24 protein-coding genes and 1 pseudogene are annotated in these 26,676 nt (G+C 67.4%); 19 read left to right on the forward strand and 6 right to left on the reverse strand.

The window, feature by feature from the left end:
* The first annotated feature begins 150 nt into the window (after positions 1-150).
* The 3 genes and pseudogenes from ON40_RS52885 to ON40_RS43340 all read left to right on the forward strand — a co-directional run bounded on the left by ON40_RS52885 (position 151) and on the right by ON40_RS43340 (position 1,682).
* Complete coding sequence (locus ON40_RS52885; RefSeq protein ID WP_157186797.1) at positions 151-291, forward strand: hypothetical protein; 141 nt, start codon at positions 151-153, stop codon at positions 289-291.
* A 100-nt stretch (positions 292-391) separates the two neighbouring features.
* Positions 392-624, forward strand: a pseudogene (locus tag ON40_RS55295) (TIGR03857 family LLM class F420-dependent oxidoreductase); the annotation flags it as partial.
* Entirely contained in the window at positions 621-1,682 is a 1,062-nt protein-coding gene (locus ON40_RS43340; protein WP_040831574.1) for a phosphotransferase family protein, read from the forward strand. The pseudogene ON40_RS55295 and the gene ON40_RS43340, both read left to right, overlap by 4 nt.
* A gap of 147 nt (positions 1,683-1,829) precedes the next feature.
* On the opposite strand, the gene ON40_RS43345 is transcribed toward ON40_RS43340, so the two are convergent.
* A complete protein-coding gene (locus ON40_RS43345; RefSeq protein ID WP_040831575.1) occupies positions 1,830-2,438 on the reverse strand; it encodes a TetR/AcrR family transcriptional regulator in 609 nt (202 codons plus the stop codon).
* 143 nt (positions 2,439-2,581) lie between these two features.
* Here ON40_RS43345 and ON40_RS43350 point away from each other — a divergent pair, with 143 nt between their 5' ends.
* Genes ON40_RS43350 through ON40_RS43360 form a run of 3 tightly spaced genes read left to right on the forward strand, consistent with a single transcriptional unit; the run spans position 2,582 to position 5,690 of the window.
* A complete protein-coding gene (locus ON40_RS43350) occupies positions 2,582-3,958 on the forward strand; it encodes a flavin-containing monooxygenase (protein WP_040831576.1) in 1,377 nt (458 codons plus the stop codon).
* Positions 3,955-4,911: an alpha/beta hydrolase gene (locus ON40_RS43355; protein ID WP_040831577.1), complete on the forward strand. Its 957-nt coding sequence runs from the start codon at positions 3,955-3,957 to the stop codon at positions 4,909-4,911. Before ON40_RS43350 ends, ON40_RS43355 begins: the two co-directional genes overlap by 4 nt.
* Positions 4,908-5,690, forward strand: a complete 783-nt coding sequence (locus ON40_RS43360) for an SDR family NAD(P)-dependent oxidoreductase (protein WP_245568255.1) — start codon at positions 4,908-4,910, stop codon at positions 5,688-5,690. Before ON40_RS43355 ends, ON40_RS43360 begins: the two co-directional genes overlap by 4 nt.
* Positions 5,691-5,733: 43 nt before the next feature.
* Here ON40_RS43360 and ON40_RS43365 read toward each other — a convergent pair whose 3' ends face one another.
* The gene (locus ON40_RS43365; RefSeq protein WP_085997896.1) at positions 5,734-7,338 is read right to left on the reverse strand and encodes an FAD-dependent monooxygenase; all 1,605 of its coding nucleotides are present in this window, start codon (positions 7,336-7,338) and stop codon (positions 5,734-5,736) included.
* A 119-nt stretch (positions 7,339-7,457) separates the two neighbouring features.
* On the opposite strand from ON40_RS43365, the gene ON40_RS43370 reads away from it, so the two are divergent.
* Positions 7,458-8,054, forward strand: coding sequence for a TetR/AcrR family transcriptional regulator (locus ON40_RS43370; RefSeq protein WP_040831579.1), 597 nt, complete (start codon positions 7,458-7,460; stop codon positions 8,052-8,054).
* Positions 8,055-8,220: 166 nt separating this feature from the next.
* Here the strand turns inward: ON40_RS43370 and ON40_RS43375 are convergent, their stop codons facing one another.
* Positions 8,221-9,363, reverse strand: a complete 1,143-nt coding sequence (locus ON40_RS43375; RefSeq protein WP_040831580.1) for an acyl-CoA dehydrogenase family protein — start codon at positions 9,361-9,363, stop codon at positions 8,221-8,223.
* 131 nt (positions 9,364-9,494) lie between these two features.
* On the opposite strand from ON40_RS43375, the gene ON40_RS43380 reads away from it, so the two are divergent.
* The 3 genes from ON40_RS43380 (at position 9,495) to ON40_RS52890 (ending at position 11,298) form a co-directional block, all read left to right on the forward strand.
* Complete coding sequence (locus tag ON40_RS43380) at positions 9,495-10,070, forward strand: TetR/AcrR family transcriptional regulator (RefSeq protein ID WP_040831581.1); 576 nt, start codon at positions 9,495-9,497, stop codon at positions 10,068-10,070.
* 129 nt (positions 10,071-10,199) lie between these two features.
* Complete coding sequence (locus ON40_RS43385; RefSeq protein ID WP_040831582.1) at positions 10,200-11,009, forward strand: COG4705 family protein; 810 nt, start codon at positions 10,200-10,202, stop codon at positions 11,007-11,009.
* Positions 11,010-11,154: 145 nt separating this feature from the next.
* A complete protein-coding gene (locus ON40_RS52890; protein WP_157186798.1) occupies positions 11,155-11,298 on the forward strand; it encodes a hypothetical protein in 144 nt (47 codons plus the stop codon).
* A 108-nt stretch (positions 11,299-11,406) separates the two neighbouring features.
* Here the strand turns inward: ON40_RS52890 and ON40_RS43395 are convergent, their stop codons facing one another.
* Complete coding sequence (locus tag ON40_RS43395; RefSeq protein ID WP_040831584.1) at positions 11,407-12,033, reverse strand: GntR family transcriptional regulator; 627 nt, start codon at positions 12,031-12,033, stop codon at positions 11,407-11,409.
* 198 nt (positions 12,034-12,231) lie between these two features.
* On the opposite strand from ON40_RS43395, the gene ON40_RS43400 reads away from it, so the two are divergent.
* Genes ON40_RS43400 through ON40_RS43420 form a run of 5 tightly spaced genes read left to right on the forward strand, consistent with a single transcriptional unit; the run spans position 12,232 to position 16,688 of the window.
* The gene (locus tag ON40_RS43400; protein ID WP_051194489.1) at positions 12,232-13,068 is read left to right on the forward strand and encodes an ABC transporter permease subunit; all 837 of its coding nucleotides are present in this window, start codon (positions 12,232-12,234) and stop codon (positions 13,066-13,068) included.
* On the forward strand, positions 13,065-13,796 hold the full coding sequence (locus ON40_RS43405; protein ID WP_040831585.1) for an ABC transporter ATP-binding protein: 732 nt from the start codon (positions 13,065-13,067) through the stop codon (positions 13,794-13,796). The genes ON40_RS43400 and ON40_RS43405 overlap by 4 nt, the downstream gene beginning before the upstream one ends.
* Positions 13,797-13,818: 22 nt before the next feature.
* Positions 13,819-14,883, forward strand: a complete 1,065-nt coding sequence (locus tag ON40_RS43410; protein ID WP_040831586.1) for an ABC transporter substrate-binding protein — start codon at positions 13,819-13,821, stop codon at positions 14,881-14,883.
* Positions 14,884-14,898: 15 nt separating this feature from the next.
* Complete coding sequence (locus ON40_RS43415; protein WP_040831587.1) at positions 14,899-16,263, forward strand: LLM class flavin-dependent oxidoreductase; 1,365 nt, start codon at positions 14,899-14,901, stop codon at positions 16,261-16,263.
* Complete coding sequence (locus tag ON40_RS43420; RefSeq protein WP_040831675.1) at positions 16,260-16,688, forward strand: OsmC family protein; 429 nt, start codon at positions 16,260-16,262, stop codon at positions 16,686-16,688. The genes ON40_RS43415 and ON40_RS43420 overlap by 4 nt, the downstream gene beginning before the upstream one ends.
* Positions 16,689-16,808: 120 nt before the next feature.
* On the opposite strand, the gene car is transcribed toward ON40_RS43420, so the two are convergent.
* Positions 16,809-20,345, reverse strand: coding sequence for a carboxylic acid reductase (gene car, locus ON40_RS43425; RefSeq protein WP_083896385.1), 3,537 nt, complete (start codon positions 20,343-20,345; stop codon positions 16,809-16,811).
* 282 nt (positions 20,346-20,627) lie between these two features.
* Complete coding sequence (locus ON40_RS43430; protein WP_040831676.1) at positions 20,628-21,239, reverse strand: SACE_7040 family transcriptional regulator; 612 nt, start codon at positions 21,237-21,239, stop codon at positions 20,628-20,630.
* Positions 21,240-21,371: 132 nt separating this feature from the next.
* Here ON40_RS43430 and ON40_RS43435 point away from each other — a divergent pair, with 132 nt between their 5' ends.
* Genes ON40_RS43435 through ON40_RS43450 form a run of 4 tightly spaced genes read left to right on the forward strand, consistent with a single transcriptional unit; the run spans position 21,372 to position 26,675 of the window.
* A complete protein-coding gene (locus ON40_RS43435; RefSeq protein WP_040831589.1) occupies positions 21,372-22,967 on the forward strand; it encodes a carboxyl transferase domain-containing protein in 1,596 nt (531 codons plus the stop codon).
* A 20-nt stretch (positions 22,968-22,987) separates the two neighbouring features.
* Positions 22,988-25,012: an ATP-binding protein gene (locus tag ON40_RS43440; RefSeq protein WP_083896398.1), complete on the forward strand. Its 2,025-nt coding sequence runs from the start codon at positions 22,988-22,990 to the stop codon at positions 25,010-25,012.
* Positions 25,009-26,172 carry an acyl-CoA dehydrogenase family protein gene (locus ON40_RS43445; RefSeq protein ID WP_040831590.1) on the forward strand — a complete coding sequence of 388 codons (1,164 nt, stop codon included), beginning with the start codon at positions 25,009-25,011 and terminating at the stop codon, positions 26,170-26,172. Before ON40_RS43440 ends, ON40_RS43445 begins: the two co-directional genes overlap by 4 nt.
* Positions 26,169-26,675: a MaoC family dehydratase gene (locus ON40_RS43450; RefSeq protein WP_040831591.1), complete on the forward strand. Its 507-nt coding sequence runs from the start codon at positions 26,169-26,171 to the stop codon at positions 26,673-26,675. Before ON40_RS43445 ends, ON40_RS43450 begins: the two co-directional genes overlap by 4 nt.
* Position 26,676: the final 1 nt, after the last annotated feature.

The raw sequence follows: 26,676 nt of genomic DNA on the forward strand, positions 1-26,676 counted from the left end.
CGGTCGCAGGCGGGCGTGGTGCGGTCGATTCCTGGCTCTTCGATCGCCCGGCGGTGCTGATCCGCTGTTTCGATCGCCGGAGGAGGTGGCCGTTCTAGTGTCTGGACTAGTGTCTATAAAAGTGTTCGGACTTGTGCTACGGTCACCCGCATGAAACGGCTGGACGGCGGAGTCGTACAGGTCAGCGGCGGTGTCAGCGGCATCGGTGCGGGTCCGGTGGCCGCGGCGGCGTGCGCGGTGATCGAAAACTGCTCGATGATCGGCGTAACGCGACCCCGATTACGTCGATGACCGTTCGGATCGTGTTTCGGTGTGCCGGGCGACAGTTCGGCACAGAACCTCGACCGGGTCGAGGCCGTCGTGGACGACTCCGTGGTGGCGGGGGACCACGGGCGCGATCGACGCCAAGGCCACCGACGAACAGATCGCGCATATCGCCGAACTGATTCCGGGCGAAGGCTCGCCGCCTCGGCCACCGGCTCACCTGAGTCCTGCGTGGACCGTATTCGCACCGAATTCGATCTCGGGGCGGACCGTGTCATCCTGCACGGTGCTTCACCGCGAGAACTGGAACCGATCGTGACGGCCTACCGCAGCCGCCGTGACACCGAGGAGATCCGATGACCGATCTCAACGATATCCCCACGGATGCAAGCGAACTCAGTCCGGACTATCTCACCGCACTGCTGAGTGATGCGGGGCACGACGTAGTTGTAGAGTCCGTGACTGCCACGCCGATCGGCTCGGGCCAGATGGCGGGTTCCTTCCGCCTGAACCTGGGGTATCGGGGTGCGAACGCCCTCCCGCCTCACATGGTCGCCAAACTCGCTACCGGCCCGAAAGCGCGGCGCGAGTTCGGATCCGGCGCATTCCGCAACGAGGTGCGCTTCTACCGCAACCTCGCCGGGACGGTCCGAGTGCCGGTTCCGCGTTGTCACGCCTCGGCGGTGTCCGAGTCGGGGAGCGAGTTCCTGCTGCTGCTGGACGATCTCGCGCCCGCCGAACAGGGCGATCAGATCGCCGGATGCACCGTGGCGCAGGCGCGCGCCGTGGCCGTCGCCGCGGCCGGCCTGCACGGACCGCGCTGGTGTGACGAGACGCTGTTCGACGAGCCCGGACTCGCCCTGCCGACCGACGCGGATCGCGAGCTGATGGAATCGGTACTCGCCCCGATGACTTCGAGCTTCCGGGACCGATTCGCCGACCGCCTCACCGCACCGGAATCCGCCCTGCTGGACTGGCTCGAACGGACTGCCGGAGCGTGGCTGGTCGCCCCCATCGAGCAGTTCGCCCTGCTGCACGGCGATCTGCGCGTGGACAATGTCATGTTCGGCCCCGACGGCACCGCCACCATCATCGACTGGCAGACCATCACTCCTGGACAACCGTTGCGCGACATAGCTTTTCTGCTGTCCACCAGCCTGACTGTCGACGACCGCCGGGCCGCGGAGCAGAGCCTGCTCGCCGATTACCACGCGGCCCTGCTCGCGCACGGTGTCACCGGCTACTCACTGGAGGACTGCCGCCGCGACTACGCCGCCGCGCTCATCCAGGCTCCGCTGATCATCGTCTTCGGTTGCGGCGCAGCCCAACCCACGGAACGCGGCGACCGCATGTTTCTGGCCATGCTCGCCCGCAGCGCCGCAGCGGTACACGATCTCGTGCCGGACGCACTGGGCTGATCGCACAGTGTGCGGAGCGTGTCATGGTTCGATTCCGGGGCGGAGGTCGATCCTCATCGGTGCCGCGTGCCCATACGCGGTGGGTCGCAACGATCGTGTTCGGAGGACTGTTGCGTCGGCCGGGATCGCTGACTGTACTGCGGCGGTTCAGGATTCGCGCAGTGGATCGGCACGCAGACCCGGCAGCACGAACCGGCGCATATGACGCAGGACCGCGGCGGGGTCGTCGGCGTCGATCGTCTCGCCGGGGATGGTACCCAGGCTGATCAAGACCCGCGCGACCCATTCGGCGACCTCGGCCAGATCGTGGTGGGGGTGGATCTCACCGCGGGCGGCCGCGCCCTCGACATAGGGCAGCCAGAACGTGGCCAGGTCCGGGACCAGACCCGTGACGCCCGCGCCCGCGCAGGCGGCGAACTCCTCGGGTTCGGTCATGCGCAGTCGCAGCGGTAGGGCGCCCGGCTCGTCGTAGGTGTGGCGGCCGATTCGCACGCCCGCGACGAGTTGTTCGGTGAAGGTGCCCAGGGTGTCCAATTCGGCGCGGGCATCACTCCAGTAGCTGTCGCTCAGACGCACGATCGCCGCCCCCAGCAGCGCCGACTTGTCCGGGAAGTGCCGGTATAGCCACGCCCGCGACACCCCGGCCTCCTCGGCCACCTCGATGACGGTGGTGGCGCGAATTCCTTTGCGCGCCAGCAGTACCTGGGCGGCGTCGAGTAGCCGGTCCACCACCTGTGTCGTCGGTGCCTCGGTCACGCGCCCCGCTTCCGGTCGAAGGTCCGCCGAGGGCGGATCACCACTGGTTCCGCGAAAACCATAGCAACCCGTAGACAGATCTGAGATTCTGTCTACTGTAGACAGAGTCGTTCATCTGTCTACGGGTTCGGAAGGGATCGAGAATGTACCTACCGCGCACGGCCGTGATCGGCGCCGGTATCAGCGGGTTGACCGCGGGCAAGATGCTCAACGACTACGGCGTGCCGTACGTGTGCTTCGAATCCTCGGATCGGGTCGGCGGCAACTGGGCGTTCGGCAATCCGAACGGTCATTCCAGCGCCTACCGGTCCCTGCACATCGACACCTCGAAACATCAGCTGTCCTTCCGCGACTTCCCGATGCCCGAGAGTTATCCGGACTTCCCGCACCACACCCAGATCAAGCAGTATCTCGACGACTATTGCGCGGCTTTCGATCTCGGCTCGGCCGTCGAATTCGGCAACGGCGTCACTCACGCGCGGCGACTGCCCGGCGGCGGCTGGGAGCTCGACACCCAACAGGGGCAGTCGCGGCGATTCGATCTGCTGGTGGTCGCCAACGGACACCACTGGGATCCGCGCTACCCGAATTTCCCGGGCGAGTTCACCGGTCACACGATGCACGCGCACCACTACATCGACCCGCGCACCCCGATGGACTTCCGGGACCAGCGAATTCTGGTGGTGGGCCTGGGTAACAGCGCGGCCGATATCGCCGTCGAGCTGTCCTCGAAGGCGCTGGGCAACCGGCTCACCCTGTCCACGCGCTCGAGTGCCTGGATCGTGCCCAAGTACATCGCCGGTCGTCCCGCCGACAAGTATTACCGCACGAGTCCCCATGTGCCGCTGTCGTGGCAGCGCAAGATCGCCCAGTGGGGGCAGCCGCTGACCGCGGGGCGACCGGAGAACTACGGTCTGCCCACGCCGAATCACAACTTCTTCGAGGCACATCCGACACAGTCGGTGGAGTTGCCGCTGAGGCTGGGCTCCGGTGATGTGCTGCCCAAGCCGAATATCACCCGATTCGACGGGCGCACAGTGCATTTCGAAGACGGCAGTAGCGATGATTTCGACATCATCATCTACGCGACCGGCTACAACATCACCTTTCCGTTCTTCGATCCCGACTTCATCAGCGCCCCGGACAACCGGATCGACCTGTACAAGCGAATGTTCCTGCCGGGCATGGATGATCTGGTGTTCGCCGGATTCGCGCAGTCGACCCCGACGCTGTTCCCGTTCGTCGAATGCCAGGCGCGCCTGATCGGCGCGTATGCGGTCGGCCACTATCGGCTGCCCGCCGAGTCCGACATGCACCGGGTGATCGTCTCGGACCAGCAGCGCTACACCGGTCACATGCTCGATCGTCCGCGCCATACCCAACAGGTCGACTACTTCCTCTACGAGCACGACATGCGCACTCGCGAACTGCCCGCCGGAGCCCACCGTGCGGCCTCGCAGGGCCCACCGATCTGGTCGCACGCGGGGGAGCAGGCAACGACGAAGGAGGCGAACAGATGAGCACGGACTATCGGCAGATCACCTTCCGATCGGAGGGAACGGACTGTGACGCATGGTTTTTCGAGCCGAGCCCGGGTGGCGCCTTCCAGCGGGCCGAAGGATGCCCGGTAGTGGTGATGGCGCACGGTTTCGGCGGGACGAAGGATTCCGGGCTGGACCCGTTCGCACGGGCGCTGAGCGATTGCGGGCTGGCCGTGTTCGCCTTCGACTATCGGGGATTCGGCGCCTCGGGAGGTGCTCGGCGGCAGCGGGTTTCGATGGCCGAACAGGCGGACGACTATCGGGCTGCGGTTGCGGCGGCCGCGCGGCAGCCCGGGGTGGATGCGGCGCGGGTGGTGCTGTGGGGTGTGTCGATGTCGGGCGGGCACGCGTTGAGCGTCGCCGCGGATCGTACGGATGTGTGCGCGGTGATCGCGATGGTTCCGCTGGTATCCGGTGCGGCCGCGGGGCGGCTGGCCTACGAGCAGGTGGGGGCCGGGGCGATCGCCGGATCGACGGTGCAGGCCGTGCGCAGTGCGCTGTCGTCGCGGGTGGGACGGGCGGCGGTGATGATGCCGCTGGTCGGCCGTCCGGGCGAACGTGCGGCGCTGACCGCCGACGGATATTACGAGAGTTATCTGGCTCTGGCCGGTCCGACCTGGCGTAACGAGGTGGACGCGGCGGTCGGGCTGGAACTCGGTGGTTACCGGGTGGGACGGCGCGCGAGTCGTATCGGTGCGCCGGTGCTGATGCAGATCGCCGATTTCGACCGGGTCGCGCCACCGCATCCGGCGGCGAAGGTCGCCTTCGCGGCGCATGCCGAGGTTCGGCACTATCCGTGCGATCACTTCGACATTTTCCCGGGGCAGGCGTGGTTCGAGCCCGCGCTCGCGCACCAGATCCGTTTCCTGAGCAGACATCTCGCCGAGGTGGCCACGGTCGATGCGCAGGCCGATGCGGAGCGGACCGCGTGAGCGCGCCGCAGGTCCGCACAGCGGTGGTGACGGGCGGGGCGTCGGGGATCGGCGCGGCCACGGTCCGGGCGCTGGTCGCCCAGGGGTATCGGGTCGTGGTGGCCGATATCGACGGAGATGCCGCGGGTCGGCTGGCCGACGAACTCGGTGACGCGGTGACGTCCGCGCGGATGGATGTGACCGACGAGGATTCGGTCGCCGAGGTATTCGCCGCCGCGTCGGGCGCGCACGCGGTCGTGCACTGCGCGGGCGTCTCGGTGCCCGGCCCCATCACCGAACTCGAGCTGGCCGGCTGGCGCACAACCGTCGACGTCTGCCTGACCGGCACCTTCCTGGTGGTCAAACATGCCGGACGTCATCTGGCCGACGGCGGCAGCATCGTCTGCACAGCCTCCCTCAACGGTCGGCAACCGGGCACCGGCATGGCGGCCTACTGCGCCGCGAAGGCCGGTGTGCTGATGTTGATCGAGGTCGCCGCACTGGAACTGGCCGACCGCGGTATCCGGGTCAACGCCATCTCTCCGGGCCTGGTCGACACTCCGCTGGTGGCGGGTGTCGCGCTGGTGCCGGGCCTGCGCGAGGAATATCTGGAGAACACCCCGCTCGGCCGCAGTGGTCGTCCCGAGGAGATCGCGGATGCGGTGGTATTCCTCGCCTCGGATCAGACCCGGTGGATGACCGGCTCGACCATCGATCTCAACGGTGGCGCCCATCTGCGGCGTTACCCGGATGTGCTGGGACGGGTGCGTGCGATGGCGGAGGATGCTTCCGGCACGTGATAGGTTGCGCCGCAGCGGTATACGAGTACGTGTGCGATCACCTTCACACCCGGCTCTCGGCGGCCTCGGCCCGGGTTGCGGCGGCGACGGTGGCCAGAGCATTCTCCAGTTCGTGCGCCGCATCCCGTGGTGCGGCAGGAGTACGCCAGGCGATGTAGCCGTCGGGGCGGATCAACGTCGCCCCCGTAGATCCGATGCCGTAGGCGTGTTCGAACACTGTGGGTTCCTCGAACTGCACGTCGGTGCCGATCTGCTCGAAGACGACTCCGATACCGAGCTTCTCCGCGGCTTGCGCTGCCGCGGAACGCCATTGGTCGTCACAGGACAGCAGTACCCAGTCGTGCCGGATCAGATCCAGCGTCGAGCGTTCGTGCCCGTCGACGGTGATCCACCGGTGCGGTGCGCGGGTACCGGGCTGACCGGCCCACTCGTCGGGCCGGGCGGCCGCAGGTAGGGACGGGTCCGTACCCAGGACTGCCGTGGAACGGTACAGCTGGCCCAATTCGATGGCGGCATCCTCGAGCACAGGGGTGTCGGACTTCGCGCCGGGCAGATACGCCTTGTAATCGGCACGGGCGAAGAGTTGATCGTGGCGCAGGTCCGCGACCGGACGGCGCTCGGCGTCGTAGGTGTCCAGCAGTCGGGAGTCGGACATCCCGGACAACACGGCCGCCAGTTTCCACGCCAGGTTGTGTGCGTCGTCGATACCGGTGTTCGCGCCGAATCCGCCACGGTTGGGCGGTAATTGGTGCGCCGCGTCGCCCGCCAGGAAGATCCTGCCGGTCGAGAAGCGGTCGGCGATCAGAGCCGTCAGATTCCATCGTCCGGTGGTGACGAGTTCGATCGGGATGTCGGTGCGGCCGATCGCGCGCTGGACGACCTCGATCTGCTGATCGGCGTCGCGTTCGACGTCGTCGGACAGCATCAGCACCCAGCGACCGTCACCGTAGGTGGTCAGGAACGCCCGCAGATCGGGCAGTTCGATCTCGAACTGGACCACCCCGTGCCGCAGGTACTCCTCGAGTGGGGCCCGGAACAGGATGCTGCGCTGCACCGAGAGCGGGCCGACGCCGTGCCGTTCGATACCCAGCTCGGTGCGCACCCCGCTGTCGCCACCGTCGGCGGCGACCACGTATCGGGCGCGCAGGGTATACTCGTGGCCGTCGTCGCGGCGTCGCAGCACGGCGGTGACGCAGTCCTCGTCGGGTGTGAGGCCGAGAAGTTCGGTGCCCGAACGCAATTCGGCGCCCAGCTCGATCGCCCGGTCGCGCAGCAACGGTTCGAGCCGATCCTGAGTGATGGCGACGGCGTGCACCGGCGACTGTTCGGCCCCGTACGCGCCGTCACCGCCCGGGGTCCACGGGTACTCCTCGATCCAGTTCCCGGTCAGGCTCTCCACCCGGGCTCGCCGCGGCGGCTTCATGCCCTGTGTGGAGGCGGGGACCTCGATGCCGACCTGGCGGAAGTGCTCGACCGTGCGGGTGGTGAACCCGATCGCCCGCGGGTGCGGCGAGCTGCCGTAATGCTTGTCGATCACTACGACGGGCACGCCCCGCCAGGACAGGAAAACGGCCGCGGACAAGCCGACGAGGCTGCCGCCGACGATGAGAACCGGTGTGGTGTCGATGTTTTCGATATTGACGTTCATCGTGATCATCCCTTCCCGTGGTGTCGGTGGTGGTGAACTCTCAGAGAAAACGTAACTCAATAACAAATGTTACTCGATAACGAATCTGAGTGAGTTACGTCATTTGATAGAGTTCGGACATGACCAGCGAGCCGTCCGGACTACGGGAACGCAAGAACGCCCGGACTCGCCGCGCACTCGCCGAGGCGGCGGAACGGTTGTTCCTGGAGAAGGGCTACGACCAGGTCGGCATCAAGGAGATCGCCGATGCGGCCGATATCTCGGTGCCGACGATGTTCCGTCACGTCCCCGACGGCAAGGAAGCGGTGATGTTCGACGATGGGGTCGAGCGTCGGGAGAGTCTGCTCGCCGCGGTTCGCCAGCGTCCGCCGGGCCGGTCGCTGATGGCCGCTCTACGTGAGTTCATGGCAGGCCGGGGTCCGTTCCTCGTCGATCCGGGCCCGGAGATGCTCCGGCGCACCGAACTGATCATGAACACGCCCGCGCTGCGTGAGTACTCCCGCCGGTTGTGGATTCGCTGCGAAGCCCCCCTGGCCACGGCCATCGCCGCCGAACTCGGTCGCGAGCCAGACGACGTCACCGCACGCGCCATCGCGCGCTACGTCCTGGAGATTCCCCAATTCCTCGGCGACGAGCCCGACCCTCGGGCTGCGCTCGACGCGATCTTCGCCCTGCTCGAACACGGCCTGGACGGGGTGAGTCGGCCTGCGTCCTAGACCGTGCGGGCCGGGGCCGGGCGAGTGTGGTTCTGCCGCCGCATGATCGGTTGTGCGACAGCGTAATACGGGACTCTGATGCGGTTTCGGTGCGTCGGCTCCGTCATGGCGGCACGGCGCGGCCCCCGGAACGCTGGAGTCGTCCGGGGGCCGTTGTGGATCGGGCTCAGGATCCGGCGAGGGTTCGGGCGATGACCAGGCGTTGGATCTGGTTGGTGCCCTCGAAGATCTGGGTGATCTTGGCTTCGCGCATGTAGCGTTCGACGCGGAAGTCGCGGGTGTAGCCGTAGCCGCCGAGGACCTGGACCGCGTCGGTGGTGACCTTCATGGCGGCGTCGGTGGCGACGAGTTTGGCGACGGATGCGTTGCGGGAGTAGGGGAGTCCCGCGTCACGGCGGCGGGCCGCGTCGAGGTAGGTGGCGCGGGCGGAGTCGACGGCCGCGGCCATGTCGGCGAGCAGGAAGCCCAGGCCCTGGTGGTCGATGATCTTGCGGCCGAACGCTGTTCGCTCCTTGGCGTAGGCCACGGCTTCGTCGAGTGCGGCCTGAGCCAGGCCCACGGCTACCGCGGCGATGCCCAGGCGTCCGGAATCCAGTGCGCTGAAAGCGATCTGGAGGCCCTGGCCCTCCTCGCCGATGCGGCGTGCGGAGTCGACGATCGCGTCGTCGTAGTGCGCGGTGGTGGTGGGGACCGCGGACAGGCCCATCTTCTCCTCGGGTTTGCCGAAGCTCAGTCCCGGGGTCTGCTTGTCGACCAGGAAGCACGAGATGCCGCGTGAGCCTTCGCCGGTGCGGGCGAACAGGGTGTAGAAGTCGGCGATGCCGCCGTGGGTGATCCACGCCTTGGTGCCGGAGATGCGGTAGCCGTCCGGGGTGGGGGTGGCCTTGCAGGCCAGTGCCGCGGCATCCGAACCCGCCTGCGGTTCGGACAGACTGTAGGCACCGATCATGCTGCCGCCCAGCATATTCGGCAGCCAGCGCTGCTTCTGCTCCTCGGTGCCGAACATCATCAGGGGGTGGCACGAGAGGCTGTGCACGCTGACCGCCACCGCCACGGCCGCCCACCGGGCCGCGATCTCCTCGAGCACCTGTAGATACACCTCGTACGGCTGGTCGCCGCCGCCCCATTCGGACGGATACGGCAGGCTCAGCAGACCGGCCTCGCCCAGGGTGGCGAAGACCCCGTCGGGATAGGTCTCGGCCTTCTCGTGGGCATCGGCGATCGGTGCGAGCACCTTGTCGGCGATATCGCGGGTCAGCTGGATCAGATCCTGTGCCTCGGCGGTGGGCAGCAGACGATCGACGGCCACGGACAACTCCCTTGCCACTCGAACGAGATGGGTACGTGTATCAGTACCGAGTTACGAGCCACAGTACTGTCAGACGCATAGTACTGCAAGGAGTACTTCAGTACTACTCGGGATATGGCATCATCGCGGACATGGCTCCGACCGAGTTCGCCACGCGGCGGCGCACCGAACTGTTCGACGCCCTGGTCGATCTGTTCCTCGCCGAAGGTTTCGCACACCTGACCCTGGGCGATATCGCCGCGCGGCTGCGTTGTTCGAAGTCCACGCTCTATACCCTCGCCGGGAGTAAGGAACAGCTGGTTCGCACCGCGACCGTGCACTTCTTCCGCCGCGCCACCGAACAGGTCGAGGCCCGCGTGCGGCCGGTCACCGGCGCGCAGCAGCGGATCCTGGCCTACCTGTCCGCCGTCGGCACCGAACTGTCGACGGCCTCGGACCGGTTCATGACCGATCTGGACGCCTTCCTGCCCGCCCGCGAGATCTACGAACGCAACACCCGCATCGCCGCGGACCGCGTCCGCGAACTGATCGACGAGGGCGTCACCGCGGGCGAATTCCGTAGTGTCCATGCGGCATTCGCCGCCGACCTCACCGCCACCATGATGGTCCGGATCCAGCAGGGCGGCGTGCGGGACCGCACCGGACTCGACCACGCCGACGCCTACCGCGAACTCGCGACATTGCTCACCGCGGGAATCAGCGCATGAAAGTGCTTGTGGCGCAGTAATGATCAAGGTCCGGGCATTTGCAGCCGGGATGTCGTGCCCGAACGGGTATACCCGACGTTCACCTGCGTCTCAGCGTTTCCACAGCGCCGCCCCGGCAAGGTGCGCGTCATGGATTACGTATCGGGGTACAAGCTGCCACAGATCACTGTGCTGTTCTGGGTTCTGAAGATCGCCGCGACCACGTTGGGGGAGACCGGCGGGGACATGCTGTCGCAGACCCTGAACCTGGGATATGTCGCCGCGTCGGTGGTGTTGTTCGCGATTTTCCTTGTGGCACTGGTGGTTCAGCTGCGCGTGCGGCGATTTCATCCCGCGCTGTACTGGCTGGTGATCGCGGCGACCAGTACGGCGGGCACCACGATGGCCGATCTGCTGACCCGGGGACCGGGCTCGGGCACCTCCACCGACGGCGGGCTGGGATATGCGGGTGGCGCCATGGTGTTGATCGCCGGACTCGCGTTGGTGTTCGCGGTGTGGAAGGTCACCGGCCTGAGCTATGACGTCACCAGGGTCACCACGTTCCGGGGTGAATTGTTGTACTGGGCGGCGATCTTGTTGTCGAACACGTTGGGTACCACGACGGGTGACTATCTGGCCGACGAGACCGGGTTGGGGTACTGGCGTGCGGCGGTGGTGATCGCGGTGGTGATGGCGGTGATCCTGGCCGCGCACTATTTCACTCGGATCTCCGGAGTGGTGCTGTTCTGGATCGCGTTCATTCTGACTCGTCCGTTGGGTGCGACGGTGGGCAATTATCTGTCCAAGGAGCGCAGCAAGGGTGGTCTCGAGCTGGGCACCTACACGGTGTCGGCGGTCCTTGCCGCGGTACTGATCGCCGGTGTTGTCTACACGTACATCGCCATGCGCCGCACCGAGGAACCGGTTGCCCGCGATCTGGTGGGAGCAGACGCCGAGTGATTCCGGCCTCGTCGTCGGACGGAGAGAATCGAAAGGAAATCAGTCCGGGGAGCCGCTCGGTCAGCGGTTCGATGATGTTGCGGGCGGTCGACTCGTCGAGATAGCGGCGCACGTCGGGGCGGTCCAGTGCGCCCAGGAGCGTCGCGTGCAGGCGCAGCGTCGAGTCGTCCGCCTCGATCAGCCGTTGCAGGATCGCGCGGCCGAGGGTCTCCAGCGGGCCCTCGACGAGTCCGCGGTGCACTGCCGGATGCACTGCCCGAGGACCCGCGCGAACGCGGCCTGGCCATGATGGACCGCGTCTCCGGCGACTGGCATCCGCGCCCGATCGAGGACACGATCGCCGACGCCGCACTTCTTCACCCGGAACAGGAAGCGCCGCGACTGACGCGGCGCCGGGTCAGGCTTCCCGGGCCGCGGCCGCGGTGATGCGCAGGTCCCGGGTGCGGACCTGGTGGGCGATCATGGCGGTGCGGGCGGCCTCGGCATCACCGGCGACCACCGCGGCCAGAATGTCGCGGTGCTCGTTCTCGATCTGCGCGAGGTTGTCGGGTGACTGGGAGCGTTCGGTCTCGTAGACCGCCATCTGTGCGTCGAGCCGATCCATGAGTTCCTCGATGGTCCGGTTGTGCGCCGCCGCGCGCAGCGCGTGGTGCCAGTCGCTGTGCTGGCGCAGGCTCGTTTCAGGATCGCTTGCGGCGATGGCGGTTTCGAACATCCGCGTGAGCCGCGCCAGATCGATCTCCGAGCGGCGGGTCGCGGCGGAGAAGGCCACGGCCGATTCCAGGGCGATGCGCGCGTCGAAGATCTCGAGCAGTTCCTCGCCGGTGCGTTCGCGCACCCGGTAGCCGCGCGGGGCCTGCACCACCAGACCCTCGTATTCGAGCCGGTGCAGCGCCTCGCGCACCGGCGTCCTGGACACGCCGAGCTCGACCCCGACCGTCGCCGGAATCAGCTCCGTGCCCGGAGGGTAGGTCTGCCCGACGATGCGGTCGCGCAATTGCTTGTACGGCGACTCGTTGCTCATCGGCCCCGCTCCCTGTCGACTCCCTTTCCGCTTGCCTTCCAACGACTACCAGTACCGGTCGCCTGGCGCAAAGAGTTTGAATCCTGCTGTATACAACTGGCGTCATTTGTGTTCGATGGTGTCAGTGTCTTGCTCGCACACGTTGTTCTGCGAGGAGAGTCATGTACGTTCCCGTCCGGTCGCCGAGGTCTCGGCACCGTGTCTGACACCCTGACCACACAGGTCGCCCGGCCACTGCGCAGCACCGCGACCGTCCGCCGCCGGATACCGTTCACCGCGCTGCTGCCCTGGACGGTGCCGGTCCTGCTGATCGTCGGCTGGCAGTGGGCCGCGTCCACCGGGATCGTCTCGGCCGAGATCCTGCCGCCACCCAGCAAGGTGCTCGATACCGCCGGAAACCTCTGGAGCACCGGCGAATTGCCCCGCTACCTGGGCGCCAGCGTTCGGCGGGTGGCGATCGGATTCGGCATCGGCGCCGCCTTGGGCCTCGGTCTGGGATTCCTGGTGGGTCTGTCGCGCATCGCCGAGGCGCTGATCGACCGCAGCGTGCAGATGCTGCGCGCGGTCCCGCATCTGGCGGTGGTGCCGCTGCTGATCGCCGCGTTCGGCATCGGTGAATTGCCGAAGGTCGTGCTGGTGGCCCTCGGCGTCGTGTTCCCGGTCTATCTGAACACCGTCTCCGGAATCCGCTCGGTCGACCCGAAACTGGTGCAACTCGGCCGGGCCTACGGGCTCGGATATGCCGGCCTGCTGCGCGAGATCGTGATCCCGGGAGCCATGCCGATGATTCTCACCGGCATCCGGTACGCGCTCGGCGTCGCCTGGCTGACGCTGGTCATCGGCGAAACGATCGCCACCAGCGACGGCATCGGCTATCTCGCGCAGAACGGCCGCGACCTGCTGCGCAACGACCGCATCGTGCTGGCGATCGTGCTCTACGCGCTGGCCGGGCTGATCGCCGATCAGCTGGTCCGGCTGGTGGAGCGGCGAGTGCTGCGCTGGAATATCAACTACCGCAAGGGAAATGAGCGATGAGCCGGGTGCGCGCCGGGCGCGGGCTGGAACTGTCCGGCGTCGGCCATCGATATCGGGGGCAACAGATCTTCGAGGGTATCGACCTCACCATCGAGCCCGGGGAGTTCGTGACGATCCTCGGGCCCAGCGGAGTCGGGAAGTCGACGCTGCTGCGGCTGCTGGCGGGGATCGAACAACCCGCCGCGGGCCGCGTCCGCTCGACCGGTGACGCGGAAGTGCTCTCCCGCATGATGTTTCAGGAGGATCGGCTGCTGCCCTGGCGTTCGGTGCTCGACAACGTCCAACTCGGTGTGCGCGGTCATCGCGACCGGGCCGTGGAACTGCTGCACGCGGTGGGACTGGCCGGGCGCGAGCGGGACTGGCCGCAGGAGTTGTCCGGTGGGCAGCGCCAGCGCGTCGCCCTGGCCCGGGCCCTGCTGCACCGGCCCGACGTCCTGCTGCTCGACGAGCCCTTCGGCGCGCTGGACGCCATCACCCGCGTCACCATGCAGCGCCTGCTCGAACGGCTGCTGGCCGAACATCCGCGCACGGTCGTCCTGGTCACCCACGACGTCGAGGAGAGCCTGATCCTGTCCGACCGCGTGCTGCTGCTGACCGGCTCCGGCATCGCCCGCGACATCCGCATCGATCAGGCCCGCCCCCGATCGCCCGGCGACACCGAACTGGCCGCCCGCAAAGCCGATCTCCTCGACGCGCTGCTCGCCGCCGACCAGGCACTGCAGCCCTGACTCCCAGAACGGAAGGTTCTCCATGTCATCACCCCCACGCATCATGAACAGACGCGGATTCGTCGCCGCCGGAGCCGGACTGCTGGGGCTGTCCGCTCTCGCGGCGGCGGGATGCGGCACCGGCGAGAAGGACGACGGGCCGCTGCGTCGGGTGCGTTACGCGTTGATCGGTGACGGCCGCGCCGAACCGGGCACCGTACTGCGCAACAAGCTCAGCGGCGTGGACCTCGGCGGCGAACTCGGCGTGCCGATCGAGTGGCCCACCGGATTTCCGGCCTCGCTGCCGGTGATGGAGGCGATCAAGGCGCACAGCGTGGACTTCTCCTTCGCGACCGCCACCGCCGTCATCTACGCCATCGGCGGCGGGGTTCCGATCGTACCGCTGGTCGCCTACCCGCTCCCGGCGAACGAGGTCGACATCCTGGTTCCGCAGGGTTCGCCGATCCGATCGGCCGCGGATCTGAAGGGCCGCCGCGTCGCCGACCAGCGCGGCACCACCGGAACCTACAGTCTGATCAAATATCTCGACAGCGCCGGACTCACGATCTCCGACGTCCAGTACGCGAATCTGACCGGCGCCGACGCCGAGGCCGCTTTCGCCCAGGGCAAGGTGGACGCCTGGATCACCTGGCAGCCCACCGCGGAATTGGCCCGCCGCAAACACGGCGCGGCCACCCTGCCCGATGTGCGCACCTACGACTACGCCTTCTTCGTGGCGAGCGAATCGTTCGCGAACAACCATCCGCGGCAGGCCGCGACGCTGGTGCGCAACGTGCGCGATGCACAGCGCTGGATCGAGAGCGATCCGCAGCGCGCGGTCGACGCCTTCACCCGGCTCGGCGGATTCGGCAACAACGCGTTGGAGGCGCAGGTGTACCAGGACCTGATCCGGAGCCGACGGCTGTCGTATTCCGGCGCGGGCAGTTTCACCACGGTCGGTCCCGACGCGATCGCGGGCACCCAGGACCTCGCCGACAACTTCCACCGCCTCGGCGTCTATCCGGACCGGGTCGATGTGACCAGCTGGCTGCGGAACTCGCGATTCGACGCGATCAAGCGCGTCATAGACCAGGAACTCACGAAATAGATTGCGACCGTAACCATGTCGATCCCACAGATGCATCTCGCCGCCTTCGTCACCGCGGGGCCGGGCCGTCCGGGCGGCTGGCGCTACCCGTCCTCGGTGCCGGGGTGGCTCAACGCCGACTACTACCAGGACATCGCCCGAACCCTCGAGGCCGGACGCTTCGATCTCGCCTTCTTCGCCGACATCCTGTCGGTGCCGGACCGGTTCGGCGGCAGCACCGACACCCAGCTCCGCAACGGGGCGCTGGGCTCGCTGCGCCTGGATCCGCTGCACGTGCTCTCGTCGATGAGTGCGGTCACGACCCGTCTGGGCCTGGCCGCGACGGTGTCTACCACCTATGCGCAGCCGTATACGGTGGCGCGTTCGTTCGCCACCCTCGATCATCTCAGCGGCGGGCGCGCGGCCTGGAACATCGTCACCTCCTTCCAGGAGGCCGAGGCGCGGAACTTCAACCGCGACAGCCAATTTCCGCGCGAACTGCGTTACGAGCGGGCCGATGAATTCCTGGAGGTGGCCGGAAAGCTCTGGGACAGTTGGGGTGAGGACGCGCTGGTCCTCGACGCCGCGGAGCCGTTGTTCACCGATCCGGCCCGAGTGCATGCGATCGACCACGATGGCGAATTCTTCACCGTGCGAGGACCACTCAACGTGCCGCGTCCGCCGCAGGGCTATCCGGTGCTGATCCAGGCCGGCGCCTCCGCGAAGGGGAAGGATTTCGCCGCCCGCTGGTCGGACGTGATCTTCTGCAGCCACGCCTCGTTCGAATCCGCTCGGGCCTTCTACACCGAGATCAAGGAACGCGCCGCCGCGCACGGGCGTGATCCCCGACAGATCAAGATCCTGCCGTCCATCACGCCGATCATCGGCACCACCACCGCGAACGCCCAGCGGCTGCGCGACGAACTCTACGACCTGGTGCCGCCGCTGGGCGGATTGTCCACGCTCGCTTATCATCTCGACGTCGACCTGTCGACCTTCCCGCTGGACGAACGACTGCCGGAGGTCGAGGTGCCCGGCGTGGAGGGGCACTACCGCGAGGTTCGCGAGATCACCGAGCGCGACGGGCTGACCCTGCGGGAGCTCGGCAAACAATACGGCGGCCGGGTCGAGGGCGGATTCGTCGGAACAGCCGCCGAGGTGGCCGACGGCTTGGCGGAGTGGTTCACCGGGGGAGCCTGCGACGGTTTCACCGTGCAAGCGCCCTATCAGCCGGGCGGATTCGAGGAGTTCACCCGTCAGGTGGTGCCGGAACTGCAGCGGCGCGGCCTGTTTCGCACCGAGTACGAGGGACGGACGCTGCGCGAGAATCTCGGTCTGGATCGGCCCGAGGCGGGCGAGTGGGCGCATCGCGCACCGCTGTCACGGCGGGTGGCGTCATGAGCGAGGTGCAGGCCGAGAACACGGTGACGGTCTCGGGGCACACCATTTCGGGCGTGTCCGGCCGGTTCGTCCTGGACGCCCGGACCAACCATCTGATCACCGACTCCCGTTTCGGCCCAGGCGAATCCATTCAGGCCGGTGAATTGTTTCTCGCCTCGCTGGTCTCCTGCGCGATGGCGAATATCGAATCCACCGCCACCGAAGCCGGGTATCCGGTCACCGGCATTCAGGTGAGCGCGACCCACACGCGCGGGGTCGTCGATCCGACCCGCTACGACGACACCCGCATTACGATCCGAATCCAGGGCGTCGACGAATCCGTCGCCGAGACGCTGGCCACGAGATTCACCGAGACCTGCCCGATCTACAACACGGTTCGCCGCGGCACCGGCATAGCACTGGAGGTTGTCGCGGAACGGCCCTGACATGCGTTCATGCCCGTGGGGCGGAATGCCGCCCGGCGGGGGCACCGCCGGCGGCACACTGTGATCGTTCGCTGCGGATGTTGCGGGGCGAGGCGCCGAAACGCTCCGCCCCGCAACGGTTCACAGCAGGTCGAGCTGGGCGAGGTCGTCGATGTACTTGACGATCAGTCCGGGGGTGACCTGCGGGATCTCGTGTCGCCCACCGACTCCGGCCTCGGCCACCGCCCGCCGGAACTCGTCCGTCGGTGCGATTCCGCCGCTCACCGGGTTGTCCGGTTCCGCATAGGAGTGCAGCAGCGGCAGGAGTGAGTGGCGGCGCTGCTTCTCCGGCAGCGCCTTGATCGCCGTTTCGAAACGGGCGAGCCAGTCGGCGTAGTCGTCCACCCGCGTGATGGCGTAACCGGCGTCGATGAGCCAGTCGACGTAGGTGTCCAGTGAGATGCCGTCGTCGTGCGGGTTGAACAGGTGGTAGGTGCGATAACCGTCCCCGTGTTGTCCGCCGAGGATATCCACCGCCTCGGCGCTGAAATCGACCGGCAGCCCGTCGTAGTGCGCGCGGGGGCGGGTGCCGTCCTCCTGCAGGGTGTAGAAGGACTTCGGCGCGAGCCCGGTGGCCACGAGGGTGAGCATGAGCCGGGTGAACATATCGGGCACGTTGAGCTGGCCGGTGTAGGTGCTGTGGGCCAGGATCATGTCCGACCGGAACACCGTCACCGGCAGCCCGAAGGCGTCGTGCGCCTCCCGCAGCAGGACTTCTCCGGCCCATTTGCTCATCGCGTATCCGTTGGCGTAGCCGTCGTGCACGCGCCGCACCGCGCTGAGTTCACGGATGTCCGTGATCTCGTCGAACGTGCCCGGGACCATCTGGTCGGCGACGCCGATGGTGGAGATGTTGGTGAACGGCTTGAGCCGGGTGGTGATCGCCAGCCGGATCAACTCGGCCGTGCCGAAGACGTTCGGCCCGAACAGTTGGTCGTAGGGCAGCACGTGGTTGACCAGTGCGCCCGGATGCATGACCACGTCGACTTGCTCGGTGAGCCGGTTCCAGGTGTCCTCGTCCAGGCCCAGCCGCGGCGCGCCCAGGTCGCCCGCGAGCACTTCGAGGTGCTCCTCGGCCAGTTTCCGGTAGTGGGCCAGGAGTTCGGCGTCGCCGCTGTCGAAGGTGTCGTCGAGCCGTCGGCGCGCGGCCGCGTCGTCGGTGCCACGCACGACGCAGATCAGTTTGCCGCCGCGTTCGGCGAGACGTTCGAGCCAGTCCAGGCACATGAACCGGCCGAGGTATCCCGTTGCGCCGGTGAGGAATACGGTCCGAGGCTCGGTGTGTTCCGGGGCGGGCAGCTGCTCGGCGGCGGCCAGGATGTCGTGGTCGATGAACTTGTCCAGGCGCAGATCGCTCGCGCCGATCTCGGTCGCGCCGACACCGTGCACCGAGCTGAAGCTCGGTACGGTGTCGGTCTGATTCAGCTGGGCCGCAATGTAATCCGCGATAGCGTGCAGATCGTTGGCCGGGCTGATCACGACGCTGACCGGAACCTCGATCTCGAAGATGTCCCGGAGCAGATTCGAGAACGACAGTGCCGAGAGCGAATCCCCGCCCAGATCGGTGAAATGCGATTCGGGACGGGTTTCGGCATCCGAGCAGCCCAGCAGCGCCCGAGCCGCGCGCGCGACGGTCGGCAGGATCGGCTGATTGCGGCCCTCGGCCCGCAACGCCCGGAGTTCCTCGGCCGCACCGTCCGCGAGTTCGGTGTACAGCTGTTCGAGCCGGTCGCCGTAGCGCTCGCGCAACCGGGGACGCAGGAGCTTGCGGACATCGGAGAGCAGACCGTTGGCCATGCTGAACGGCTCGGTCTCGATCAGGAAGTCGCGCGGAATCTCGTACGGCTCGAGTCCGGCGTCCTTCGCGGTCTGCTGAAGTGCCTGCACCAGCAGCGGTTTGAGCGCCTCGGCGCTGCCCGCCTGTTCGAGCGCGTGCTCGGTCGGCACGATCACCGCGAGCAGATAGGGACGTTCGCTGTTGCCGTAGGGGTAGATCTGGCGAATGGACGGGTTGGCGGAGAACACCGACTCGACCTTGGACAGCGCGACGAACTCGCCCTGTGAGAGCTTCTGCACATTGTTGCGCCGGTCGACGTAGCGCAGCTCGTCCGGGCCGATCTCGGCCATGATGTCGCCGGTCTTGTAGAACCCGTCCTCGTCGAACGCCGCGGCCGTCACGTCGGGACGGTTGTAGTAGCCGGGGAAGATGTTCTCGGTCTTCAGCAGCAGTTCGCCGCGCGGGTGCGGCCGGTCGGTGGCGAAGTATCCGAGTTCGGGAACGTCGACGAGCTTGTAGTCGACCACCGGCGGGCGGATCACCTTGTCGTCCATGATCACGATGCCGGACTCCGTCGAGCCGTAACCCTCCTGCAGCGGCACGGCCAGGCACAATTGGGCGAACGCCTTCATCTCCGCGGAGATCGGTGCGCTGCCCACCAGTCCGTGCAGCACCCGGCCGCCGAGCACGCGGTCGCGCAGATCCGCCAGCACGGCCGCGTCGAGCTGTTCGCGATCGTCGAATTCGGCACTGCGCGAATGCAATTCGCTCTGGTACATCTGGAACAGCATGTCGAAGATGCGGGGCACCGCGGCCAGTTCGGTCGGCCGCGCCAGGGCGATGTCCTCGAACAGCGTCGACAGGTCGGCGCGGGCGGTGAAGTAGTTCAGCCCGCCGCGGCCGAACGCGCCGATGATCGATGCCCGGCCCATCACATGGCTCATCGGCATGTAGTTGACCGTGATCGACGCGATGTCGCGACTGCCCATCGCCTCGCCGGTCCAGAATCCGCGCACGATCCGATCGTGATACATCGCGCCCTTGGGGGTTCCGGTGCTGCCGGAGGTGTAGACGAGCAGGCTGAGCGGGTCCTCGCCGGGCGCGGGGTCGAACAGCGGCGCGGGCGGCAGATCCGCTGCGGCGCTGACGATCTCGTCCACCGTGTCGATGTGCTGTCCGGTGGCGGTCAGCCGCTGTGCCGCCTCGGCCAGTGCTTCGCGGTCCTCGTCGAGGTCGGGATTGCTGTCGAAGACGAGAATCCGCGGTGTCGATGTGGCGGCCAGGGCCAGTTCGACCGCCTTGCCGAGATAGGCGGGGCTCGTCGCGAGCACCTTCGGCGCGGTCTCCTCGACGATCGCCTGCAATTGCGGGACCGAAGCGCTGGGTTGCAGCGGAACCGCGACCGCGCCGAGGTAGCTGGTGGCCAGATCCAGCGTCAGGTATTCGGCGCTGGTGAAACCGGTGGTGGCGATGAAGTCCCCGGGGCCGATGCCGTGCGCGGACCAGGTGGCCGCCACGGCGCGCACCCGATCCCAGACCTCGCCGTAGGTGCGAACGACGAAGCCGTGGCGCACATGCGCTGTGCTGCGGCCGGTTTCGGGGTCGCGCACCAGTTCGGTCCGGCGTTGCGCGACCGCGGGGCGGTCCCGGTAGCCGGTCATGATCCGTTCCACGGTCCGGGCCAGTCCGAGGCCGGGTTCGCGCGCGGCGGCGCTGACCGCCTCCAGCGGTAACGTCTCGCGGAACTCGCGGTCGGATGCTCTGAGCTCGGCCTCCAGCCGAGCTGCCCTGTCCTGGGGGTCTTGCTGATCCTTCTTGCTCACGCCATCACCAGCTTCCATCACGAGCTGCGGGTATCGATCTCAAAGCTTCTTGCCGATGTGGTTCCGGGAGAAGGGAAATCGTCCTGCCCCTGCCCGATCTCCCTGCCCGATCATGCTGGGCCCCGGCACCCATCGCTCGACTGTACTTATAGCCAAGGTAATTAGCACGGCGAAGTATTGTGAGACTTGGCTCACCGGAATGGGGTGGTCAGGGGAGTAATCGGGGGAGTTGATGGGAACTCTGAACGTCCCGGTGTCACCGGGACATCGCGCATGCTCGGATCGGTCGCGCCGCCGGTCTCACACGCCCGGGGCCAGTGCGGCAATGGTCATGCGCCGCAACACATCTCGAGTAACGGTCGGTGATGTGCGGCCCATGCTGTGCGGCGTGGAGTTGATCAGTCCGAAGATCGCGTGTGCCTTGGTGCGCGCCTCGGTCTCCGACAGGGGTGGATCGGCGTCGCGCAGCACCTGCACCCACAGTTCGACGTAGCGGCGCTGGTATCGGCGCACCTGGCGGCGGGCCGTATCGGGGAGCGAGCCGAGGTCGCGGTCCTGGATGCGGATCAGATCGGATTCGCCCAGTGCGAAGTCGAGGTGGAATTCGATCAGGCCCGCCATGGCGGCGGTGGGGGCGGTGGCTGCGGCGACGACATCGGTGCCGCCCTCGAACAGCCGCGCGCTGATACCCACGAGCAGTTCGACCAGCACCGCCTCTTTGTTCGGGAAGTGCCGGTAGACCGCGGGCCCGCTGATGCCGACCGCGGATCCGAGATCCTCGAGCCGGACCCCGGTGTAGCCGCGTTCGGCGATCAGGCGTGCGGCCGCGGTGAGCAGCTGCCGCCGCCGATCGGCCTTGGCCAGGCTGCGCCGGGTGAGTCTCGGCTCGTCGCTCGGTTCGTGGTCGGGCAGCACCGCAGGATCTCCTCTCCGCGCAGGGGGTGTGGACAACTCAGTTAATCACAGTTATCTTAAATTCGGTGATCGAGGATTAACCGAATCGACTCGACGGTCACGAATGGCCGGAATACGACGGGCGGCGAGATGGGTGTGGACCGGGACGGTAACAGGGCCGAACACGAGCGGTTGGTGGCGGAACTGCGCGACAACCTCCGGGTGGCCGCACTGGGCGGCGGGGAGAAGGCGCGTCAGCGGCACATCGACCGCGGCAAGCTGCTGCCGCGCGACAGGGTGAACACGCTGCTCGATCCCGGGAGCCCGTTCCTGGAGCTCTCGCCGTTGGCGGCGAACGGCCTGTACGACGACCAGTGCCCGGGTGCGGGCATGATCTCCGGCATCGGGCGGGTATCGGGCCGCGAATGCGTGATCGTCGCCAACGACGCGACGGTCAAGGGCGGCACCTACTACCCGATGACGGTGAAGAAACATCTGCGCGCGCAGGAAGTGGCGCTGCAGAACAATCTGCCGTGCGTCTACCTGGTGGATTCCGGCGGCGCGTTCCTGCCTCGGCAGGACGAGGTGTTCCCGGACCGGGAGCATTTCGGGCGGATCTTCTACAACCAGGCCACGATGAGCGCCAAGGGGATCGCGCAGATCGCCTCGGTGATGGGCTCGTGCACCGCGGGTGGCGCCTACGTTCCGGCGATGAGCGACGAGGCGGTGATCGTGCGCAATCAGGGCACGATCTTCCTCGGCGGTCCGCCGCTGGTGAAGGCGGCCACCGGTGAGGTGGTCACGGCCGAGGAGCTCGGCGGCGGCGATCTGCACTCGAAGGTTTCCGGGGTGACCGATCACCTCGCGGTCGACGACCAGGACGCGCTGCGGATCGTGCGGAACATCGTCGCCACGCTGGGCCCGCGCACGGCGCGGCCGTGGGAGGTGGCGCCCGCGCTGGATCCGGTCGCGGACCCGTCCGAGCTGTACGACGTGGTGCCCACCGATTCGCGCACGCCGTACGATGTGCGCGAGGTGATCGACCGGGTGGTGGACCGCGGTGACGCGACCGGCGGTTCGAGCTTCCAGGAGTTCAAGGCCGAGTACGGCAAGACGCTGGTCACCGGTTTCGCGCGGATTCACGGGCATCCGGTCGGCATCGTCGCGAACAACGGTGTGCTGTTCGGTGAGTCGGCGATGAAGGGCGCGCACTTCATCGAGCTGTGCGATAAGCGCAGCATTCCGCTGCTGTTCCTGCAGAACATCACCGGGTTCATGGTCGGGCGCGAATACGAGGCCGGTGGGATCGCCAAGCACGGCGCGAAGATGGTCACCGCGGTCGCGTGTGCGCGGGTGCCGAAGCTGACGGTGGTGATCGGCGGTTCCTACGGCGCGGGCAACTATTCGATGTGCGGGCGGGCGTATTCGCCGCGGTTCCTGTGGATGTGGCCCAACGCCCGGATCTCGGTGATGGGCGGCGAGCAGGCGGCCTCGGTGCTGGCGACGGTGCGCAGCGACCAGCTCGACTCCTCGGGCAACCCGTGGTCGGCCGCCGATGAGGAGGCGTTCAAGGCGCCGATCCGGGAACAGTACGAGGCGCAGGGCAACCCGTACTACTCGACCGCGCGCCTGTGGGACGACGGGATCATCGACCCCGCCGACACCAGAACCATTCTCGGACTGGCACTTTCGGTATGCGCGAACGCCCCGATCGAGCCGGTGTCCTACGGCGTATTCCGGATGTGAACGACATGACGGTGAGCGATATGACGATGACAGCGGACGACGGCGGGATCCGCCTGTTTCATACCGTGCTGGTGGCCAATCGGGGTGAGATCGCGGTGCGGGTGATCCGCACGTTGCGCGCGATGGGGATTCGGTCGGTCGCGGTGTACAGCGAGGCGGATGCGGATGCGCGGCATGTGCGGGAGGCGGATGTCGCGGTGTTGCTGGGGCCTGCCGCGGCGCGGGAGAGCTATCTGGATATCGGCAAGGTGGTCGAGGCCGCGCGGCGGACCGGTGCGCAGGCGGTGCATCCGGGGTACGGATTCCTTTCCGAGAACGCCGGTTTCGCCGCCGCGCTGGAGTCGGCGGGGATCGTCTTCCTCGGTCCGTCCGCGCACGCGATCGAGGTGATGGGCGACAAGATCACCGCCAAGAACGCGGTCGCGGCGTTCGACGTGCCGGTGGTGCCGGGGATCGCGAAGCCCGGACTGACCGACGCCGACCTGATCGCCGCCGCCGCGGACATCGGCTATCCGGTGCTGGTCAAACCGTCCGCGGGCGGGGGCGGCAAGGGGATGCGGATGGTCGAGGATCCGGCCGATCTGCCCGCCGCACTGGTCAGCGCGCGTCGGGAGGCGGCGTCGGCATTCGGCGACGACACGTTGTTCCTCGAGCGATTCGTGTTGCGGCCCAGGCATATCGAGGTGCAGATCCTCGCCGACACGCACGGCAACGTGATCCATCTGGGCGAGCGCGAGTGCAGTTTGCAGCGGCGGCATCAGAAGGTGATCGAGGAAGCTCCCTCGCCGCTGCTCGACGAGGCGACGCGCGCCCGGATCGGCGCCGCCGCCTGCGATACCGCGCGCAGTGTCGAGTACGCGGGCGCGGGGACGGTGGAGTTCATCGTGTCCGCGGATCGCCCGGACGAGTTCTTCTTCATGGAGATGAACACCCGGCTGCAGGTCGAGCATCCGGTCACCGAGCTGGTCACCGGTCTGGACCTGGTGGAATGGCAGGTGCGTGTCGCGGCCGGGGAGAAGCTGACGATCGCGCAGGAACAGATCACGATGACCGGGCACGCGATCGAGGCGCGCGTCTACGCCGAGGATCCCGCGCGCGGCTTCCTGCCCACCGGCGGCACGGTCGTGGATCTCGTCGAACCGACCGGTTCCGGGGTGCGCGTCGATTCCGGCCTGCGGGTGGGCACGATCGTCGGCAGCGACTACGACCCCATGCTGGCGAAGGTGATCGCGCACGCCGCCGATCGCGCGGCGGCGCTGCGCGGGCTGGATCGGGCGCTCGCCGAGACCGCGGTGCTCGGGGTAGTCACCAATATCGAGTTCGCGCGCTTCCTGCTCGCCGATCCGGACGTCGTGGCCGGTCGCCTCGACACCGGGCTGCTGGACCGGCGGGTGGCGGATTTCGCCGCCGCCGAGCCCTCGGACGATCAGATCATCGCCGCCGGGGTATATCGCTGGTTGAGCCTGTGGCCGAGCGGCGCTGCCGACCCCTGGGATGTGCCGACCGGCTGGCGGGTGGGCGGTCCGCAACCGACCACCGTCCGTCTCGCGACCGCCGGTCGTGTCGTGCACGTCGGCATCACCGGCAGCCCCGACGCGGCGGTCGTCGCGATCGAGGACGGCGAGCCCCGATCTCTGACCGCCTCGCTGTCCGGGGCCGAGCTACGAGTGACCATCGGCGGCCTCGGTGCGACGTACCGGGTCGCCGAAGAGAACGAAAGCCTCTGGCTGGCAACGTCTTCGGGTGTCGTGACGATCCGCGAGGTCGCGGAGGAGAATGTGCGTACCGGCGACGCGCACGCCGGAGATGCGGAGCTGACCAGCCCGATGCCGGGCTCGGTCATCGCGGTCGGTGTCGAGTCCGGCGCCGTGGTCACCGCGGGCACGACGATCGTGGTCGTCGAGGCGATGAAGATGGAACACGCGCTCACCGCACCCGTCGACGGCACCGTCGAGATCCATGTCTCCGCCGGCGACCAGGTCAAGGTCGACCAGTTGCTGGCCCGGGTGATTCCCAACGAGAAGGACGAGAAGGACGAGAAATGACCGACTATCTATCCACCGGGGCGCTGCCGGACGAGTACGCCCAGCTGGCGAAGACGGTCCGCGACTTCACCCGGTCGGTGGTCGCGCCGGTCGCTGCCGAGCACGACGCCAACCACACCTTCCCGTACGAAGTGATCGCGGGTATGGCCGAACTCGGCCTGTTCGGCCTGCCGTTCCCGGAGCAGTACGGCGGGCAGGGCGGTGACTACTTCGCACTGTGCCTCGCGCTCGAGGAACTCGCCAAGGCCGACCAGTCCGTCGCGATCACGCTCGAGGCGGGCGTCTCGCTCGGTGCGATGCCGGTGTACCGCTTCGGCAACGAGGAACAGAAGCAGGAGTGGCTGCCGCAGCTGACCAGCGGAAAGGCTTTGGCCGCTTTCGGTTTGACCGAGCCGGGCGCGGGCAGCGACGCCGGGGGCACGCGCACCACCGCACTCGAGGACGGTGCGGACTGGGTGATCAACGGCAGCAAGCAGTTCATCACCAACTCCGGTACCGACATCACGAAGCTGGTCACGGTGACCGCCGTGACGGGCGTGAAAGACGGTGGCAAGAAAGAGATCTCGACGATCCTGGTGCCCACCTCGACCCCCGGTTTCACTGCCGAACCGGCCTACGACAAGGTCGGTTGGCACGCCTCGGACACCCATCCGCTCAGCTTCGACGACGTCCGGGTGCCTCAGGAGAATCTGCTCGGTGAGCGCGGACGCGGCTACGCGAACTTCCTGCGGATCCTCGACGAGGGCCGGATCGCGATCGCGGCGCTGTCGGTGGGCGCGGCACAGGGGTGCGTCGACGAATCGGTCCGGTACGCCAAGGAGCGCGAGGCGTTCGGCCGGCCGATCGGTGCGAATCAGGCGATCGCCTTCAAGATCGCCCGGATGGAGGCGCGTGCGCACACCGCCCGCACCGCCTATTACGACGCGGCGGCATTGATGTTGTCGGGCAAGCCTTTCAAGAAGCAGGCGTCGATCGCGAAGCTGGCCGCGAGCGAGGCGGCGATGGACAACGCCCGCGACGCGACGCAGATCTTCGGTGGCTACGGATTCATGAACGAATACGCCGTGGCGCGGCACTACCGGGATTCGAAGATCCTGGAGATCGGTGAGGGCACCACCGAGGTGCAGTTGATGTTGATCGCGCGGGAGGCGGGATTGTGAGCGAAGAATCGCCGAATCACGGACAGCCGCGCCGGATCGTGCAGCGCGGCTTGTGGTTCGAGGAGTTCGAGACCGGCGCGGTGTACGAGCACCGTCCGGGGCGCACCGTCACCGAGGCGGACAACGTGCTGTTCACCACGTTGACGATGAACACCCAGGCGCTGCACCTCGACGCCGCGTTCGCCGACGATCTGCCGCCGTTCAACGCGCGACTGGTGAACTCGATGTTCACCCTGTCCACCCTGGTGGGTCTGTCCGTGGCGCAGCTGACCCAGGGCACCATCGTCGGCAATCTCGGATTCTCGGAGATCGCGTTCCCCAAGCCGGTGTTCCACGGCGACACGTTGTACGCGGAGACCGAGATCCTCGACAAGCGAGAGTCGAAGAGCCGTCCGGGGGAGGGCATCGTCACCTTCGCGCACACCGCGCGCAATCAGCACGGTGACATCGTCGCGACCGCGGTCCGCAAGACGCTGGTGCGCAAACAGCCGGAAGGACAGTGAG

The organism is Nocardia jiangxiensis NBRC 101359 (genome assembly GCF_000308615.1).
GTDB classification, from domain to species: Bacteria; Actinomycetota; Actinomycetes; order Mycobacteriales; family Mycobacteriaceae; genus Nocardia; species Nocardia jiangxiensis.

Excerpts from the sequence above, each read along its gene's own strand:
- ON40_RS43340 (WP_040831574.1), top strand. The coding sequence starts at position 621 with ATGACCGATCTCAACGATATCCCCACGGATGCAAGCGAACTCAGTCCG.
- ON40_RS43385 (WP_040831582.1), top strand. The coding sequence starts at position 10,200 with ATGGATTACGTATCGGGGTACAAGCTGCCACAGATCACTGTGCTGTTC.
- ON40_RS43415 (WP_040831587.1), top strand. The coding sequence starts at position 14,899 with ATGTCGATCCCACAGATGCATCTCGCCGCCTTCGTCACCGCGGGGCCG.
- ON40_RS43445 (WP_040831590.1), top strand. The coding sequence starts at position 25,009 with ATGACCGACTATCTATCCACCGGGGCGCTGCCGGACGAGTACGCCCAG.
- ON40_RS43355 (WP_040831577.1), top strand. The coding sequence starts at position 3,955 with ATGAGCACGGACTATCGGCAGATCACCTTCCGATCGGAGGGAACGGAC.
- ON40_RS43410 (WP_040831586.1), top strand. The coding sequence starts at position 13,819 with ATGTCATCACCCCCACGCATCATGAACAGACGCGGATTCGTCGCCGCC.
- ON40_RS43440 (WP_083896398.1), top strand. The coding sequence starts at position 22,988 with ATGACGATGACAGCGGACGACGGCGGGATCCGCCTGTTTCATACCGTG.
- ON40_RS43405 (WP_040831585.1), top strand. The coding sequence starts at position 13,065 with ATGAGCCGGGTGCGCGCCGGGCGCGGGCTGGAACTGTCCGGCGTCGGC.
- ON40_RS52885 (WP_157186797.1), top strand. The coding sequence starts at position 151 with ATGAAACGGCTGGACGGCGGAGTCGTACAGGTCAGCGGCGGTGTCAGC.
- ON40_RS43380 (WP_040831581.1), top strand. The coding sequence starts at position 9,495 with ATGGCTCCGACCGAGTTCGCCACGCGGCGGCGCACCGAACTGTTCGAC.
- ON40_RS43365 (WP_085997896.1), bottom strand. The coding sequence starts at position 7,338 with ATGAACGTCAATATCGAAAACATCGACACCACACCGGTTCTCATCGTC.
- ON40_RS43350 (WP_040831576.1), top strand. The coding sequence starts at position 2,582 with ATGTACCTACCGCGCACGGCCGTGATCGGCGCCGGTATCAGCGGGTTG.
- ON40_RS43435 (WP_040831589.1), top strand. The coding sequence starts at position 21,372 with ATGGGTGTGGACCGGGACGGTAACAGGGCCGAACACGAGCGGTTGGTG.
- car (WP_083896385.1), bottom strand. The coding sequence starts at position 20,345 with ATGGAAGCTGGTGATGGCGTGAGCAAGAAGGATCAGCAAGACCCCCAG.
- ON40_RS43370 (WP_040831579.1), top strand. The coding sequence starts at position 7,458 with ATGACCAGCGAGCCGTCCGGACTACGGGAACGCAAGAACGCCCGGACT.
- ON40_RS43395 (WP_040831584.1), bottom strand. The coding sequence starts at position 12,033 with ATGAGCAACGAGTCGCCGTACAAGCAATTGCGCGACCGCATCGTCGGG.
- ON40_RS43420 (WP_040831675.1), top strand. The coding sequence starts at position 16,260 with ATGAGCGAGGTGCAGGCCGAGAACACGGTGACGGTCTCGGGGCACACC.